Here is a 14,290-nt window from a genome sequence, read left to right on the forward strand (position 1 = left end):
TGGCCTGACGTCCGGGCCCGCCCGGCCCGCCTGGTCCGCTGTTCCCGCCGGCCCCGGCCGGGACCTGGCCAGGCCACCCGCCGCCGCACCCACCGTCGGCCGCCGGGCCGTACCCGCCGTCGGCCGCCGGGCCCTACCCGCCGCCCGGACAACGCGTCGCGTACCCGCCGGTGGCCGGCCTTCCGTCGGCCGGGTCCGGCTCGGCACCGCCGCGCCGGTCCACCGGGCTGCGGGTGCTTTTCGTGCTGCTCGCCGGGCTGCTCGCGACCGGGCTCTGCGCCGGTGGCGGCATCGCGGGCTACCTGGGTTGGTGGGAGCCCCGGCAGGACATGGCCGAGCGGCGCGCGATCCTCGCGGACTGGGGGCGGCCGCACAGCTTCACCTCCGACGGGCTCGTCGAGGGCGACGACGCGTCGTCGCAGGTGTACCGGTTCACCTGCCCGCAGGGGCGGTGCCCGGTGGACCTCGGCGAACGGGTGCACGACTGGCTCGTCACCGCCGGAGCGCAGGACGCCAGGATCGAGGACCTGACGCGTTGCGTGGCCCACGGCTTCCAGTACGGCGGCCCCACCTGCACCTGGACGTGGCGGGCGAACGGTTGCCGGGCGACCGTGACGACGACCGGCCTGGACAAGGTGCCGAGCGGCTGGGACCGGCCGCTCGTGCTCAACGTCCGCATCCGTGAGTGCGACTGATCCGGGTGGCGGACGCGCCGTCGACCGGGCCGGGGCACCCCGGAACGGCACGACCACCGCACCGCATAGGGTGCAGGGATGGCGCGACCTGACGGGCGGCGACCCGACGAACTCCGACCTGTGACGTTGACCCGGGGCTGGAGCACCCATCCGGAGGGCTCGGTGCTCGTGGAGTTCGGCGGCACCCGGGTGCTCTGCACCGCCAGCGTGACCGAGGGCGTGCCCCGCTGGCGCAAGGGCTCCGGGCTCGGCTGGGTCACCGCCGAGTACGCGATGCTGCCACGGGCCACCAACACCCGCTCCGACCGGGAGAGCGTGAAGGGCCGCGTCGGTGGGCGTACGCACGAGATCTCCCGGCTGATCGGGCGGAGCCTGCGGGCGTCCATCGACCTGAAGGCCCTCGGCGAGAACTCGATCGTGCTCGACTGCGACGTGCTCCAGGCCGACGGCGGCACCCGCACCGCCGCGATCACCGGCGCGTACGTGGCGCTGCACGACGCGGTGACCTGGCTGGCCGGGCGCAAGTCGCTGGCCGGCAAGCCGGAGAAGGTGATGCACCGCTCGGTGGCCGCGATCAGCGTCGGGATCATCGACGGCGAGCCCCGGCTGGACCTCGACTACACCGAGGACGTCGCCGCCGAGGTCGACATGAACGTGGTGTGCACCGGCACCGGCGAGTTCGTCGAGGTGCAGGGCACCGGGGAGGCGGGCGTGTTCGCCCGCGAGCAGCTCGACGCCCTGCTCGACCTGGCCGTCGCCGGCTGCGTGGAACTGGCCGAAGCCCAGCGGAAGGCGCTCTCCCTCCCGTGAGCGCGAGGAGTGAGCTTGCGAGCCCCGCAGTCGCGAACAAAGGTGGATTCTGATGAACAAGGTGCTGCTCGCCACCCGTAACCGCAAGAAGCTCGTCGAGCTCCAGCGGATCCTCGACGGCGCGCTCGGCGCGCACCGCGTCGCCCTGATCGGGCTGGACGACGTCGAGGAATACCCGGAGCTGCCCGAGAGCGGCCTGACCTTCGGCGAGAACGCGCTGATCAAGGCGCGGGAGGGCTGCCGGCGCACCGGCCTGCCGACGATCGCCGACGACTCCGGGCTGGCCGTCGAGGCCCTCAACGGCATGCCGGGGGTGTTCAGCGCCCGCTGGGCCGGCCGGCACGGCAACGACCAGGCCAACCTCCAGCTCGTGCTGGACCAGATCGCGGACCTGCCCGACGAGAACCGGGCCGCGTCCTTCGTCTGCACGGTGGCCCTGGTGCTGCCCGGCGGCAAGGAGCACCTGGTCGACGGCCGGCAGAGCGGCCGGCTGCTCCGGTCGCCGCGCGGCGACGGCGGGTTCGGCTACGACCCGATCTTCCTCGGCGACGGTCAGGACCGCACCAACGCGGAGCTGACGCCGCAGGAGAAGGACGCGGTCAGCCACCGGGGCAAGGCGCTGCGCGAGCTGGCCAAGCTGGTCGCCAAGGTGCTGCCGCCCGCGAGCTGACGGACCCGCCCCGGTGGGAGGGGTGCTGACGGGGTTCGCCGTCATCGTCACCGTCATCGCCGTCGGCTACGCCCTCGGCCGCGGCGGGGTGCTGGGGCCGGAGGCGGCCACCGTCCTCTCCCGCGTCGCGTTCTTCGTCGCGACTCCGGCGCTGCTGTTCGAGACGGTGGCCCGGGCGGACGTGCCCGCGGTCGTCTCGTCCGCCCTCGTCGTCACGGTGGTCAGCACCACCGCCGTGGCGTCGGTGTTCGTCGCCGTCGCGCGGCTCTGCTGGCGTCGCTCCGTCGCGGACGCGACGATCGGCGCGCTGGCCTCGTCGTACGTCAACGCGGCGAACATCGGCATCCCCGTCGCGGTCTACGTCCTCGGGGACGCCTCGTTCGTCGCGCCCGTGCTGATGTTCCAACTGGTCGTCATGACGCCCGTCGCGTTCGCCTTCCTCGAGGCGGCCACGGCGGGAAGCAGGCCGTCGCTCGGCACGGTGGTGCTCCAGCCGCTGACCAACCCGGTCACCATCGCGTGCGCGCTGGGCGTCGCGGCCAGCCTGACCGGCTGGCTGCCGCCGGAGCCGGTCCTGCGGCCGATCGAACTCGTCGCGGCGATGGCGGTGCCCGCCACGCTGATCGCGTACGGCCTCTCCCTGCACGGCGCACCGCGGCCCGGCTCCGGCGACACCGGACGCGACGTCCGGCTCGCGGTCGTCCTCAAGACGGTGGTCCAGCCGGCCGTCGCCTACCTCGTCGCCCGCTTCGCGATGGGGCTGCCGCCCAACCTCGTGCTGGCCTGCACGGTCACCGCCGCACTGCCGACGGCGCAGAACGTCTTCGTCTACGCGATCCGCTACGGCCGGGGCACGGTCCTGGCGCGCGACTCGATCCTGCTGTCGACGGTGGCCGCCGTGCCCGTGCTGATCGGGGTGGCGGTGCTGGCGGGCTGACACCCGGCCGGCGCCCGGGCCACCGTGGCGCCACGGCGGCCCGGCGCGGGCCGTCAGTCGAGGGGGCCGATCTCGCGCTCGATGGCGGCGCGCAGCTCGGGCCCGGCCAGCACGGCCCGGGCGGCCTCCATCAGCGGGGCCAGGAAGACGTCCGGCCCGGGTTCCCCGGCGATCCCGCCGAGCGCCGCGACGGCCGCCCGCCCGGCCGGCGACGGGGTGAGCGGGGCGCGCAGCTGGAGCCCGCGTACCCCGGCGAGCAGTTCGACGGCGAGCAGGCTGGTCAGGTTGTCCAGCACGGTGCGCAACTTCTTGGCCGCCGCCCAGCCCATGGAGACGTGGTCTTCCTGCATGCCGCTGGTGGGCAGCGAGTCGACCGACGCCGGCGCGGCGAGCCGCCGGTTCTCCGCGACGATCCCGGCCGCCGTGTACTGGGCGATCATCAGCCCGGAGTTGACTCCGGCGTCGGGGGAGAGGAACGCCGGCAGCTCCCGGGACCGGGTGACGTCGAGCAGCCGGTCCACCCGGCGCTCGGCGATCGCGCCCACCTCGGCGGCGGCGATGGCCAGGAAGTCCGCGGCGAAGCCGAGCGGCGCGCCGTGGAAGTTGCCGGTCGACTCGACGCGGCCGTCGGGCAGCACCACCGGGTTGTCCACCACCGAGACCAGCTCCCGCCCGGCCACCGTCCGGACGAAGTCCAGGGTGTCCCGGGCCGCCCCGGCGACCTGCGGCGCGCACCGCATCGAGTACGCGTCCTGCACCGCGTGCGCGAGGTCGTCGCGGTGCGAGTCCATCACCCGGGAGTCCTGGAGCAGCCGGTGGATGTTCGCCGCCGAGGCCGACTGCCCGGGGTGTGGCCGGATGGCGTGCAGCTCCGGCAGGAACGGCCGCTCCGAGCCGAGCATCGCCTCGATGGCGAGGGCGGCGGTGACGTCGGCCATCGTGAACAGGTGCGCGGCGTCGTGGATCGCCAGCAGCAGCATGCCGAGCATGCCGTCGGTGCCGTTGATCAGCGCCAGCCCCTCCTTGGCGGCCAGCCCGACCGGCGACAGCCCGGCCCGGCGCAGCGCGTCGGCGGCGGGCAGCCGCTCGCCGGCCGGGCCGAGCACCCAGCCCTCGCCGAGCAGCACCAGCGCGCAGTGCGCCAGCGGCGCCAGGTCGCCGGAGGCGCCCAGCGAGCCGTGCTCCGGCACCCACGGCGTCACGTCGTGGTTGAGCAGGTCGACAAGCGCCTCGGCGAGCAGGGGCCGGACCCCGGAGCGGCCGAGCGCCAGCGAGCGGACCCGCAGCAGCATCATGGCCCGGACCACCTCGCGCGGCATCGGCGCGCCCACCCCGGCCGCATGGGAGCGGATCAGCGCGTGCTGGAGCTCGGCCCGCCGCTCGGGCGCGACGAAGGTGTTCGCCAGCGCGCCGAAGCCGGTGGAGACGCCGTAGACCGGCCGGCCGGCGGCCTCGATGCCGTCGACGATGGACCGGCTGACGGTCATGGCGTCGACGGTGGCCGGGTCGAGGACGACCTTGGCGGTGCCGCGCGCGACGGCGAGCACGTCGGCGGGGGAGATCCCGGTGGGCAGGACGGTGACGGTCATTGGGGCACTCCGTTGCGCAGAACCTGGCGGATCAGTGGCACACCGGGCCGGTAGGCCAGGTGCAGGTGGGACGGGGCGTCGAGGATCATCAGGTCGGCCCGGGCCCCGGGCCGCAGCACCCCGACGTCGTCGCGGCGCAGCGCCCGGGCGCCGCCGGCGGTCGCGGCCCAGACGGCCTCCGCCGGGGTCATCCGCATCTCGCGTACGGCGAGCGCGACGCAGAACGGCATCGACGAGGTGTACGACGAACCGGGGTTGCAGTCGGTCGCCAGCGCCACGATCACGCCGGCGTCCAGCAGTCGGCGGGCGTCCGGGTAGGGCGAGCGGGTGGAGAACTCGGCGCCGGGCAGCAGGGTCGCGACGGTGGTCGGCTCGAATCCGGAGACCCACGTCTCGCCGGCCGAGGCCAGCGCGTCGACGTCGGCGTCGGTCAGGTGGGTGCAGTGGTCGACGCTCGCCGCGCCCAGCTCGACGCCGAGCTGGACGCCCGGCCCGGGGCCGAGCTGGTTGGCGTGCACCCGCACGCCCAGCCCGACGGCCTGCCCGCAGGCGAGGATGGCGCGGGCGTGGTCGACGTCGAACGCGCCCCGCTCGCAGAAGACGTCGATCCAGCGGGCGTGCGGCGCGGCGGCGGCCAGCATCGGCCCGCAGACCAGGCCCACGTAGTCGTCGGGGCGGTCGGCGTACTCGGCGGGGACCACGTGCGCGCCGAGGAAGGTGGTCTCCTCGCTGACCTCGGCGGCGATCGCCAACGAGCGGGCCTCGTCGGCGACGGTGAGGCCGTACCCGCTCTTGATCTCCATGGTGGTGGTGCCCTGCCGCATCGCCTCGCCGCGCAGCCGGCGCACGGTGGCCCGCAGCTCGTCGTCGGTGGCCGCCCGGGTCGCGCCGACGGTGGTCCGGATGCCGCCGCCGGTGTACGGCTGCCCGGCCATCCGGGCGGCGAACTCGGCGGCCCGGTCCCCGGCGAAGACCAGGTGGGCGTGGCTGTCCACGAAGCCGGGGAGCACGGCGGCGCCCCGGGCGTCCAGTCGCCGGTCGGCGGCCGGCGCGTCGCGGGACGGCCCGATCCAGGCCACCCGCCCCTCCTCGACCAGCAGGGCGGCGTCGCGCCGGATGCCCAGCGGGCCGCCCTCGTCGCCGGGCGGGTCGTTGGTCACCAGCTCGCCGATGTCGTCGACCAGCAGACTGCTCACGAGGTCACCTCCTCGATCGTCGCGGTCAGTTCGGCCGGCACGTCGACGGTCAGGTGCCGGCCGTCGCGCACCACCGTCCGGCCGTCCACCACGACCTGCGCGACGTCGGCGGCGCCCGCCGCGAACCAGACCCCCACCGGCGGTACGCCGGCCGTGCGCGGGCTGTCCAGCCGTACGGTCACCAGGTCGGCGCGCGCCCCCACGGCGATCCGCCCGGCGTCGCGCCAGCCCAGCGCGGCGTGACCGCCGACGGTGGCCGCGTCGCGTAGTTCGGCGGGGCCGAAGTGCCCGCGCCGGCGGGTGCGCAGCCGCTCGTCCAGTTCGACCGCGCGCGCCTCCTCGAAGAGGTCGATCACGGCGTGGCTGTCGCTGCCCAGGCTGAGCGGCAGGCCGACGTCGGCCATCCGCCGGGCCGGGCCGATCCCGTCGGCCAGGTCCCGCTCGGTGGTCGGGCAGAGGCAGACGCCCGTGCCGGCGTCCCCGAGCAGCGTGAGGTCGCCGCCGGTCAGGTGGGTGGCGTGCACGGCCGTGGTGTTCGGGCCGAGCGCCCCCCGGTCGGCGAGCAGTCGGGCCGGGGTACAGCCGTGCGCGGCCCGGCAGGCGTCGTTCTCGGCGGGCTGCTCGGAGAGGTGCACGTGCAGGGGTGCGCCGCGCCGGTCCGCCCAGCCGGCCACGGTGGCGAGCTGTCCGGCGGGCACCGCGCGCACCGAGTGGATCGCCGCGCCGACCCGGGCGTGGTCGTCGGCGGGCCGGAACGCGTCGACCCGTTCCGCCCAGCGCAGCGCGTCGCCGTCGCCGAAGCGTCGCTGCGGCCCGGCGAGCGGCTCCCCGTCGACGGTGGCGGTCAGGTAGCAGGTGTCCAGCAGGGTGATCCGGATCCCGGCGTGGGCGGCGGCCTCGACCAGCGCCGCACCCATCGCGTTCGGGTCCGCGTACGGGGTGCCGTCCGGGTCGTGGTGCACGTAGTGGAACTCGCCGACACAGGTGATCCCGGCCAGCGCCATCTCGGCGTAGACCGCCCGGGCCAGGGCCAGGTACGAGTCCGGGTCGAGCCGCTGCGCCACCGCGTACATCCGGTCACGCCAGGTCCAGAAGTCGCCGCGCCCGCCGTGGGTGCGCCCGCGTAGCGCCCGGTGGAACGCGTGCGAGTGCGCGTTGGCGAGCCCGGGCAGGGTCAGCCCGGGCAGCCGCTCGGCATCGGTCATGACCTCGACCCCGGCGGGCGGCGTGCTCCCGGCCGTCAGCGGCGTCACCCCGGTGATCCGCCCGTCGGTCGTCTCGATCAGCACGTCGGGGGTCGGCTCGGCGTGGTCGGGCAGCCAGGCGTACTCGGCCAGCCAGCGGGTCCCGGTCATGTCGTGTGCCCCCTGTCGAGCTGAATCGTCTGCGACATCAGTCGATCACGGTGGGGCCGGGTCGGCTGTGGTGCCGGCCGATCGCCGCCGGGCTGAGTCGTCTGCGACATCAGCTCGAAAGGGCCGCAACAGCGACCCCGGCCCCGCAGACGGGAAGGAGAACGTCGCCCGATCGTGGTCAGCGGCGGCATGCCAGCTCCTCCAGCACCCGGGCCAGGGCGGTGACCCCGGCCGCGCAGTCGGCGTCACTGGCCGACTCCGCCGGCGAGTGCGACACCCCCGTCGGGTTGCGCACGAAGAGCATCGCCGTGGGCAGGTGCGCGGCGAGCACCCCGGCGTCGTGCCCGGCTCCGGTCGGCAGCACCGGCGCGTCGAGCAGGGTCGCCAGCCGGTCGGCCAGGCCACCGTCGAAGGAGACCAGCGGGGTGGCCGACTCCTCCGTAAGCGCCACCTCCGTACCGTCGCGGCGGGCCCGCTCGGCGGCCTTCGCGCGTACCGCGTCGACCAGCCCCGTCAGCGTCTCCGGCTCGGCGGCCCGGGCGTCCAGCCAGCCGGTCACCCTCGACGGGATCGCGTTGGTGGCGTTCGGCTCGACCGCCACCCGGCCGACGGTGGCGTGGGCGCCGCGCAGCCGCGCCTCCTTGTTGGCCGCCAGCACCGTGAAGGCGTACGTCAGCATGGGGTCGCGGCGGTCGGCCATCCGGGTCGTACCGGCGTGGTTGCCCTCGCCGGTGAACTCGAAGCGCCAGCGGCCGTGCGGCCAGATCGCGCTGGCCACCCCGACCGGCGCGCCGGCGTCCACCATCGCGCGGCCCTGCTCGACGTGCAGCTCGACGAAGGCGGCGAAGCCGCCGAGCAGCTCGGGCCGGGCGCCCGCCGGCCGGGCGCCCAGCGCCTCGGCGAAGCTCACCCCGCCACCATCGCGCAACCCGGCCGCGCGCTCCACCGCGATCTCCCCGGCGAGCAGCCGCGACCCCAGGCACGGTACGCCGAACCGCGCGCCCTCCTCCTCCACGAACGCGCCGACCACCACGGGTCGGGCCGGCGCGACGCCGGCCGCGCGCAGCTCGTCGACGGCGAGGAACGCGCTGACGATGCCGAGCGGCCCGTCGTAGGCCCCGCCGTGCGGCACCGAGTCGAAGTGACTGCCCGTCAGCACCGCGTCGCCGGCCTTCGGGTCACCCCACCGGGCGAACAGGTTGCCGTTGCCGTCGTCGGTGACCGGCATGCCCCGGCGGTCGGCCTGCGCGCGGAACCACTCCCGCAGCCGCAGTTCCGGCCCGGTCAGCGCGTACCGCAGGTAGCCGCCGCTGCCCTCGTCGCGCCCGACCGGTGCGATCTCGTCCCACAGCGCCCGGAACCGACCGGCGAGGCCGCTCATGCGGTACCTCCGTTGTTCGCGACTGCGGGGCTCCGCTGCGCTGCACTCCTCGTGCTCACGGGTTGTCCCCCTCCGCCATCGGCACCCGCACGCCGGTGGCCTCCGCGACCTCGCGGGCGTCGTCGTAGCCGGCGTCGACGTGCCGGATGACGCCCATCGCCGGGTCGTTGGTCAGCACCCGCTCGATCTTCTGCCCGGCCAGCGCCGTGCCGTCAGCGACGCAGACCTGCCCGGCGTGGATGGACCGGCCGATGCCGACCCCGCCGCCGTGGTGGATCGACACCCAGGACGCCCCGCTGGCGGTGTTGACCAGCGCGTTGAGCAGCGGCCAGTCGGCGACCGCGTCGGAGCCGTCGGCCATCGCCTCGGTCTCCCGGTAGGGACTCGCCACGCTGCCGCAGTCCAGGTGGTCCCGGCCGATCACCACGGGCGCGGAGAGCTCGCCGGAGGCGACCATCTCGTTGAACCGCACCCCGGCCCTGTCGCGCTCGCCGTAGCCGAGCCAGCAGATCCGCGCCGGCAGGCCCTGGAACGCGACCCGCTCGCCGGCCATCCGGATCCACCGTGCGAGGGACTCGTTCTCCGGGAACAGCTCCAGGATCGCCCGGTCGGTCGCGGCGATGTCGGCCGGGTCCCCGGAGAGCGCCGCCCACCGGAACGGGCCCTTGCCCTCGCAGAACAGCGGCCGGATGTACGCAGGCACGAAGCCGGGGAAGTCGAAGGCCCGCTCGAAGCCGCCGAGCTTCGCCTCGCCCCGGATCGAGTTGCCGTAGTCGAAGACCTCCGCGCCGGCGTCCAGGAACCCGACCATCGCCTCGACGTGCTTCGCCATCGACGCCCGCGCCCGGTCGGTGAACTCGGCCGGCTTCGCCTTCGCGAGGTCCGGCGCGTCGGCCAACTCCACCCCCTCCGGCACGTACGACAGCGGGTCGTGCGCGCTGGTCTGGTCGGTGACGATGTCGATGTCGGCACCCCGGCGCAGCAGTTCCGGGAAGACCGTGGCCGCGTTGCCGACCACGCCGACACTCAGCGCCCGCCGGTCCCGCTTCGCGGCGAGCACCCGCTCGACGGCGTCGTCCAGGGAGTCGGCGACCTCGTCGAGGTAGCGGTCGTGCACCCGCCGGTCCAGGCGGGTCCGGTCCACGTCGACGATCAGGCAGACGCCGCCGTTCATGGTGACCGCGAGGGGCTGCGCCCCGCCCATCCCGCCGCAGCCGGCGGTCAGCGTCAGCGTGCCCGCCAGGGTTCCCCCGAACCGTTTCGCGGCGACGGCGGCGAACGTCTCGTAGGTGCCCTGGAGGATGCCCTGGGTGCCGATGTAGATCCACGAGCCGGCGGTCATCTGCCCGTACATGGTGAGGCCGAGCTGTTCGAGGCGACGGAACTCCGGCCAGGTGGCCCAGTCGCCCACCAGGTTCGAGTTGGCCAGCAGCACCCGGGGCGCCCACTCGTGCGTACGCATGACGCCCACCGGCCGGCCCGACTGCACCAGCATGGTCTCGTCGTCGCGCAGGTCGGTCAGGGTACGCACCAGCGCGTGGTACGACGGCCAGTCCCGCGCCGCCTTCCCGGTGCCGCCGTAGACCACCAGGTCGTCGGGGCGCTCGGCCACCTGCGGGTCGAGGTTGTTCATCAGCATCCGCAGCGCGGCCTCCTGGGGCCACCCACGGGCGGTGCGTTCGGTGCCGCGTGCGGCGCGGACGGGCTGGGTCATCTCGGCTCTCCTCCGGGTCATCCGAGGAACAACTGGCGGCGGGCGGCGGAGGCTTCGAAGGCCTCCAGCCGGCGCTGGGTGTCGGTCGGGGTGGCGTCGCAGATGGCCTGGAGCAGCACCATGGCCAGGGTCATCGGCGCGGTGTGCAGGTCGAAGACGAGCTGCGCGCCGACCGCGGCGGGCAGCACCACGTCGGCGTGCTCGGTGGCCGGGCTGACCGGCGAGTCGGTGATGGCCACCACGGTGAGGCCGGCAGCCCGCGCCTCGCGCAGCGCGTCCAGGGTCTCCCGGGGATAGCGGGGCAGGACGAAGGCGAGCAGGGCGCCCGCCCCGGCCTCGGCGGCCTGTTCGAGGCGGTCGGTGAGCAGGCTGCCGCCGTCGTCGAGCACCCGTACGTCGGGGTGCACCTTCGCGGCGAAGTAGGCGAAGTAGGCGGCCAGCGGGGCGGCGGCGCGCAGGCCCAGCACCGGCAGGGGGCGGCTGGCGGCCAGCAGCCTCCCGGTCTCGGCGATCCGGTCCCGGTCGGCGAGCTGCCCGGCGAGGCGGTCGAGGTTGCCGATCTCGGCGCGTACCGCCTGCTGGAGCTCGTTGTCGGCGCCGGTCGCGTCGCCCGGGGCGCCGGCGGACAGCTCGCGCAGCCGGCGGCGCAGCGCGGGGTAGCCGTCATGGCCTAGCGCGACCGCGAACCGGGTGACCGACGGCTGGCTGACCCCCGCCAGCTCGGCGACCTCGGCCGCCGACAGGTACGCGGCGGCCGGCGCGTGCTGCACGAGGCAGTGCGCGATGCGGCGCTGGGTGGGGGTGAGCCGGACCCCCTGGAACAGGTCCAGCACCCGCTCGGTGGGCGCCACGACAGCTCCCTCATTCATGCCGCGACTCTATGCATGAAAACTTTCACAAGCAATGCGGCGACGCCAGCCCGCAGCGTTACTTCTAATATGGACAAATGCGCTGACTTCGGACCGTGTTCGAGTCGCGACGGAACCGGTGCGGGCGCTGTCCGCCCGACGACCGGCCGAGGCCCGCGCGAGCATCGCCTCTGTAGGATCCGCACGGCGGTCGAGCGGAGGAGTTGGCATGCAGCCGGATGGCCCGTACAGGTTCACCCACATCCTGGGCACCTGCCAGGTCGGGAAGGCATGGGCGGCCATCGACGCGCAGGGCCGATTCGTCACGGTGGCCGTGCTCGACGCTGTCGTGGCGAACGACCCACGCTGGCGGGAGGCCTACTCGGCCATGGCGAACGTGCTGGCCCAGGGGCCCGGTGGCCAGGCCTACACGTACGCGGACTTCTCGGCCCCCGCCCCCTGGGTCGCCTATCCCGCCGAGGCCGGCCCCGGCGCGGAGAAGCTCCTGCGCGCGTTGGGCGTCGAATACCACCCGGTGTCGCCCGGGCCGGACGCCCCGGCACCGGTGTCTGCACCATCCCGACCGGTGTCCTCCCAGCCTGCCTCCACGCCCCCGCATCCGGTGTCCGGCGCGCCGCATCCGACGTCCGCTCCGCCACACGCCCCGTGGGCGGTGCAGGCCGGACCGATGCCCGAGCAGAGGGAGGCGTCGACTCCGAATCCGGTCTCCGCCGCGCCCTCCTGGGACGCGCCGACCACCGTGACACCCGCGCAGCCGGTCGCCAGCGCACCCCTGTCGCCGGCAGCCCAGCCGGCCGCTGCGCCGTACGACCCGTTCTCCGCGCAGGCTCCCCGGATCAGGCCGTCGGAGCCGCCCAAACGACGTGCCGGCGTCTGGATGGGCGTCGCGGCCCTCATCCTGGTGGTCGCCCTCGGCACGGGTGCCGCGGTCTGGGTGCTCGCCCCGGGCGAGTCCGCCCAGCCCGGGCCGACCCCGACCGTGGGTCCTTCGGCGTTCCCCAACGGGGCCGCGGTCAACCCGGGCCTGAAGCCCTGGGCGCAGGCGGCGCCGTACAGCCCGGAGGAACGGGCGTTGGCCATCGCGGCGCCCGCCATGGTCTTCATCGAGGCGGTCTTCACCGGGGTGCTGCGGGAGACGAAGTCCAACGTCCCGCTCAGCGCCACCCCCATCACCTTCAAGCGGCGGTGCACCGGATTCGTGGTCAATGCGAGCGGCCAGGCGCTCACCAACGGTCAGTGCGTACGGCCGGCGGAGGACGCCACCCGGGAGCGGGCGCTCTACACCCTGGGTCGGATCCTCATCGAGCAGAAGAAGCTCACGGCGTCGGGCCTGGACCAGTACGTCCGCACGAGGATGGCCACCACCAGCTTCACCGGCAACGAACCCGGGACCGAGCCCACCAACGAGGTGTTCGGGCAGCTCAACGTGGCGCGCGGCGACCTGACGGCCGACCCGGCGGCGCCGGTCGAGGTGGTACGCGTCCTTCCCGTCGACAACGGCAACCTGGCGCTCGTGAAGCTCACCCAGACCAACGTTCCCGCGGTTGAACTGAACACGGAGGCCACCCTCGGCTCCGGCACGTCGCTGCTCGTGCTCGGGTACAGCACCACCGACACCGACTTCCGGGCCGCGACCTACACCCTCCAGTCCAAGTCCGTGCAGGTGGCCGGCACCGCCAACCAGGGCGCGGTCGCCGTCGCCCGGATCAACGGCGACGTCGGCATCTACTCACACGGGGGCATCGCCGTCGACACCAGCGGTCGGGTCGTCGGGGTGCTCGACAACGACCGGGCTGCCAACGGCGGAGCCAACCGCGCCCTGGTGCCGATCCAAGTGGTGACCGGCCTGCTCGGCGAGGCCGGCGTCCAGGGCGGACTCGCGGATCCGGACCGGGTGTACCGCAGCGGCTTGGATGCCTTCTTCGCCGGCCGGGACGCGGAGGCGATCAGCCGGTTCGACACCGTGACGAAGTCGTCGCCCACCAACCTGCTCGCTCAGGCGTACCGGCAGAACGCTGTCGACCGGGCCCGGCTGGCGGGGGAGGAGCCCGAGTCCTCGCGACTGCCGGCCGCGCTGCTCGCGGGCCTGGCGGCCGCGCTGCTGGCCGGACTCGTCGTCGCCGTGGTGGTGCTGTCGCGCCGCCGGTCCGGTCGCTGACGCTCCGCGTCCGGCCCGCGGGTCAGCGGGTGGAGTCGTCGCGCCCCCAGGCATCCCGCGGATGACGTCGTGACCTGAGCACGGCGGCCACCGTGATGGCCACGTACACCACCGCCGCCGGCGCGAGCCACGGCCGGGGAAGGACCACGTCGCGAAGCCAGGAGGACGGCGCGGAGGCACGGATGCCGGTGTGACTGGTCCGCAGCATGGTGTTGCCGGCACGTACCCGGGCCAGGGTCCGGACCAGGTCCCGGGTGCGCCGGGGGGCCTGCACGTAGGACGTGGCGCCGGTCACCTCACGCTTTTCCTCCGAGGAGAACTGCGAATCCAGGAAGAGGTCGTCGGCGATCTGCTCCGGGAAGCGGTCGAACCGCTTCCGGCCGGCGGCGGAGACGCCCATCGCGCCGCGGCCGAAGAGCGCGTCCGCGAAGATGGGCAGCCGCGTGTTGATCGCGTAGTAGGCCCGCACCGCCAACGACCGGCCCTTGGTCACCATGTGGCGGCGGGGCATCACGGCCAGCGGCGGCGTGCCGTCGGCGGGAAGCACGGCGGCCATCTCGCGCAGCGCGCCCGGGCTCAACACCACGTCGGCGTCGAGGTAGATCCGGGGGAAGCCGCGCGCCACGGAGTCGCCCACGTTCAGCGCGTTGGACTTGCCGGCTCGGGCGACCTCGACGACCCGGACGCCCGGCCGACTGGCGGCGACCGAGGCGGTGTCGTCGGTGCAGCCGTTGGCAACCACGACGATGTCGAGTTCGCCAAGCGCGGCGTCGGCGAGAAGCGCGTCGAGGCAGTCCCCGATGACCCGGGCCTCGTTGTGCGCGGCCATCACCACGCTGATCGTCGACAGATCACCGGGGGTAGTCACATCAGTTCCACACTTCCGCGATGGTCGGGAAGCCTGCTCCACGGCCGT

At 74.5% G+C, this 14,290-nt stretch carries 12 protein-coding genes; 5 read left to right on the forward strand and 7 right to left on the reverse strand.

Features of this window, described 5'->3' with window-relative positions; translation table 11 throughout:
- Positions 1–170: 170 nt before the first annotated feature.
- From F6X68_RS12275 to F6X68_RS12290, 4 genes are all read left to right on the forward strand, one after another.
- The gene (locus tag F6X68_RS12275) at positions 171–695 is read left to right on the forward strand and encodes a hypothetical protein (protein ID WP_151454392.1); all 525 of its coding nucleotides are present in this window, start codon (positions 171–173) and stop codon (positions 693–695) included.
- A 78-nt stretch (positions 696–773) separates the two neighbouring features.
- Positions 774–1,505, forward strand: coding sequence for a ribonuclease PH (rph, locus tag F6X68_RS12280; RefSeq protein ID WP_132233860.1), 732 nt, complete (start codon positions 774–776; stop codon positions 1,503–1,505).
- Positions 1,506–1,557: 52 nt separating this feature from the next.
- Positions 1,558–2,175 (forward strand): RdgB/HAM1 family non-canonical purine NTP pyrophosphatase, encoded by a 618-nt coding sequence (gene rdgB / locus F6X68_RS12285; protein ID WP_151454393.1) that lies wholly within the window; start codon positions 1,558–1,560, stop codon positions 2,173–2,175.
- Between the two features lie 22 nt (positions 2,176–2,197).
- Complete coding sequence (locus F6X68_RS12290) at positions 2,198–3,112, forward strand: AEC family transporter (protein WP_225852162.1); 915 nt, start codon at positions 2,198–2,200, stop codon at positions 3,110–3,112.
- A gap of 53 nt (positions 3,113–3,165) precedes the next feature.
- Here F6X68_RS12290 and hutH read toward each other — a convergent pair whose 3' ends face one another.
- From hutH to F6X68_RS12320, 6 genes are all read right to left on the reverse strand, one after another.
- On the reverse strand, positions 3,166–4,701 hold the full coding sequence (gene hutH / locus F6X68_RS12295) for a histidine ammonia-lyase (RefSeq protein WP_151454395.1): 1,536 nt from the start codon (positions 4,699–4,701) through the stop codon (positions 3,166–3,168).
- Positions 4,698–5,897 carry an imidazolonepropionase gene (gene hutI, locus F6X68_RS12300; protein WP_151454396.1) on the reverse strand — a complete coding sequence of 400 codons (1,200 nt, stop codon included), beginning with the start codon at positions 5,895–5,897 and terminating at the stop codon, positions 4,698–4,700. The genes hutH and hutI overlap by 4 nt, the downstream gene beginning before the upstream one ends.
- A complete protein-coding gene (locus tag F6X68_RS12305) occupies positions 5,894–7,252 on the reverse strand; it encodes a formimidoylglutamate deiminase (RefSeq protein ID WP_151454397.1) in 1,359 nt (452 codons plus the stop codon). Before F6X68_RS12305 ends, hutI begins: the two co-directional genes overlap by 4 nt.
- Positions 7,253–7,430: 178 nt before the next feature.
- Positions 7,431–8,633, reverse strand: coding sequence for an allantoate amidohydrolase (locus tag F6X68_RS12310; RefSeq protein WP_151454398.1), 1,203 nt, complete (start codon positions 8,631–8,633; stop codon positions 7,431–7,433).
- A 55-nt stretch (positions 8,634–8,688) separates the two neighbouring features.
- Complete coding sequence (gene hutU, locus F6X68_RS12315; RefSeq protein ID WP_255474749.1) at positions 8,689–10,347, reverse strand: urocanate hydratase; 1,659 nt, start codon at positions 10,345–10,347, stop codon at positions 8,689–8,691.
- Positions 10,348–10,364: 17 nt separating this feature from the next.
- On the reverse strand, positions 10,365–11,216 hold the full coding sequence (locus tag F6X68_RS12320) for a MurR/RpiR family transcriptional regulator (RefSeq protein ID WP_151454400.1): 852 nt from the start codon (positions 11,214–11,216) through the stop codon (positions 10,365–10,367).
- Between the two features lie 208 nt (positions 11,217–11,424).
- On the opposite strand from F6X68_RS12320, the gene F6X68_RS12325 reads away from it, so the two are divergent.
- Positions 11,425–13,374: a trypsin-like peptidase domain-containing protein gene (locus F6X68_RS12325; RefSeq protein ID WP_192581381.1), complete on the forward strand. Its 1,950-nt coding sequence runs from the start codon at positions 11,425–11,427 to the stop codon at positions 13,372–13,374.
- A 22-nt stretch (positions 13,375–13,396) separates the two neighbouring features.
- Here F6X68_RS12325 and F6X68_RS12330 read toward each other — a convergent pair whose 3' ends face one another.
- A complete protein-coding gene (locus tag F6X68_RS12330; protein WP_225852163.1) occupies positions 13,397–14,242 on the reverse strand; it encodes a glycosyltransferase family 2 protein in 846 nt (281 codons plus the stop codon).
- Between the last annotated feature and the right edge of the window lie 48 nt (positions 14,243–14,290).

The sequence above is a fragment of the Micromonospora sp. AMSO12t genome (assembly GCF_008806585.1).
Classification (GTDB): domain Bacteria; phylum Actinomycetota; class Actinomycetes; order Mycobacteriales; family Micromonosporaceae; genus Micromonospora; species Micromonospora reichwaldensis.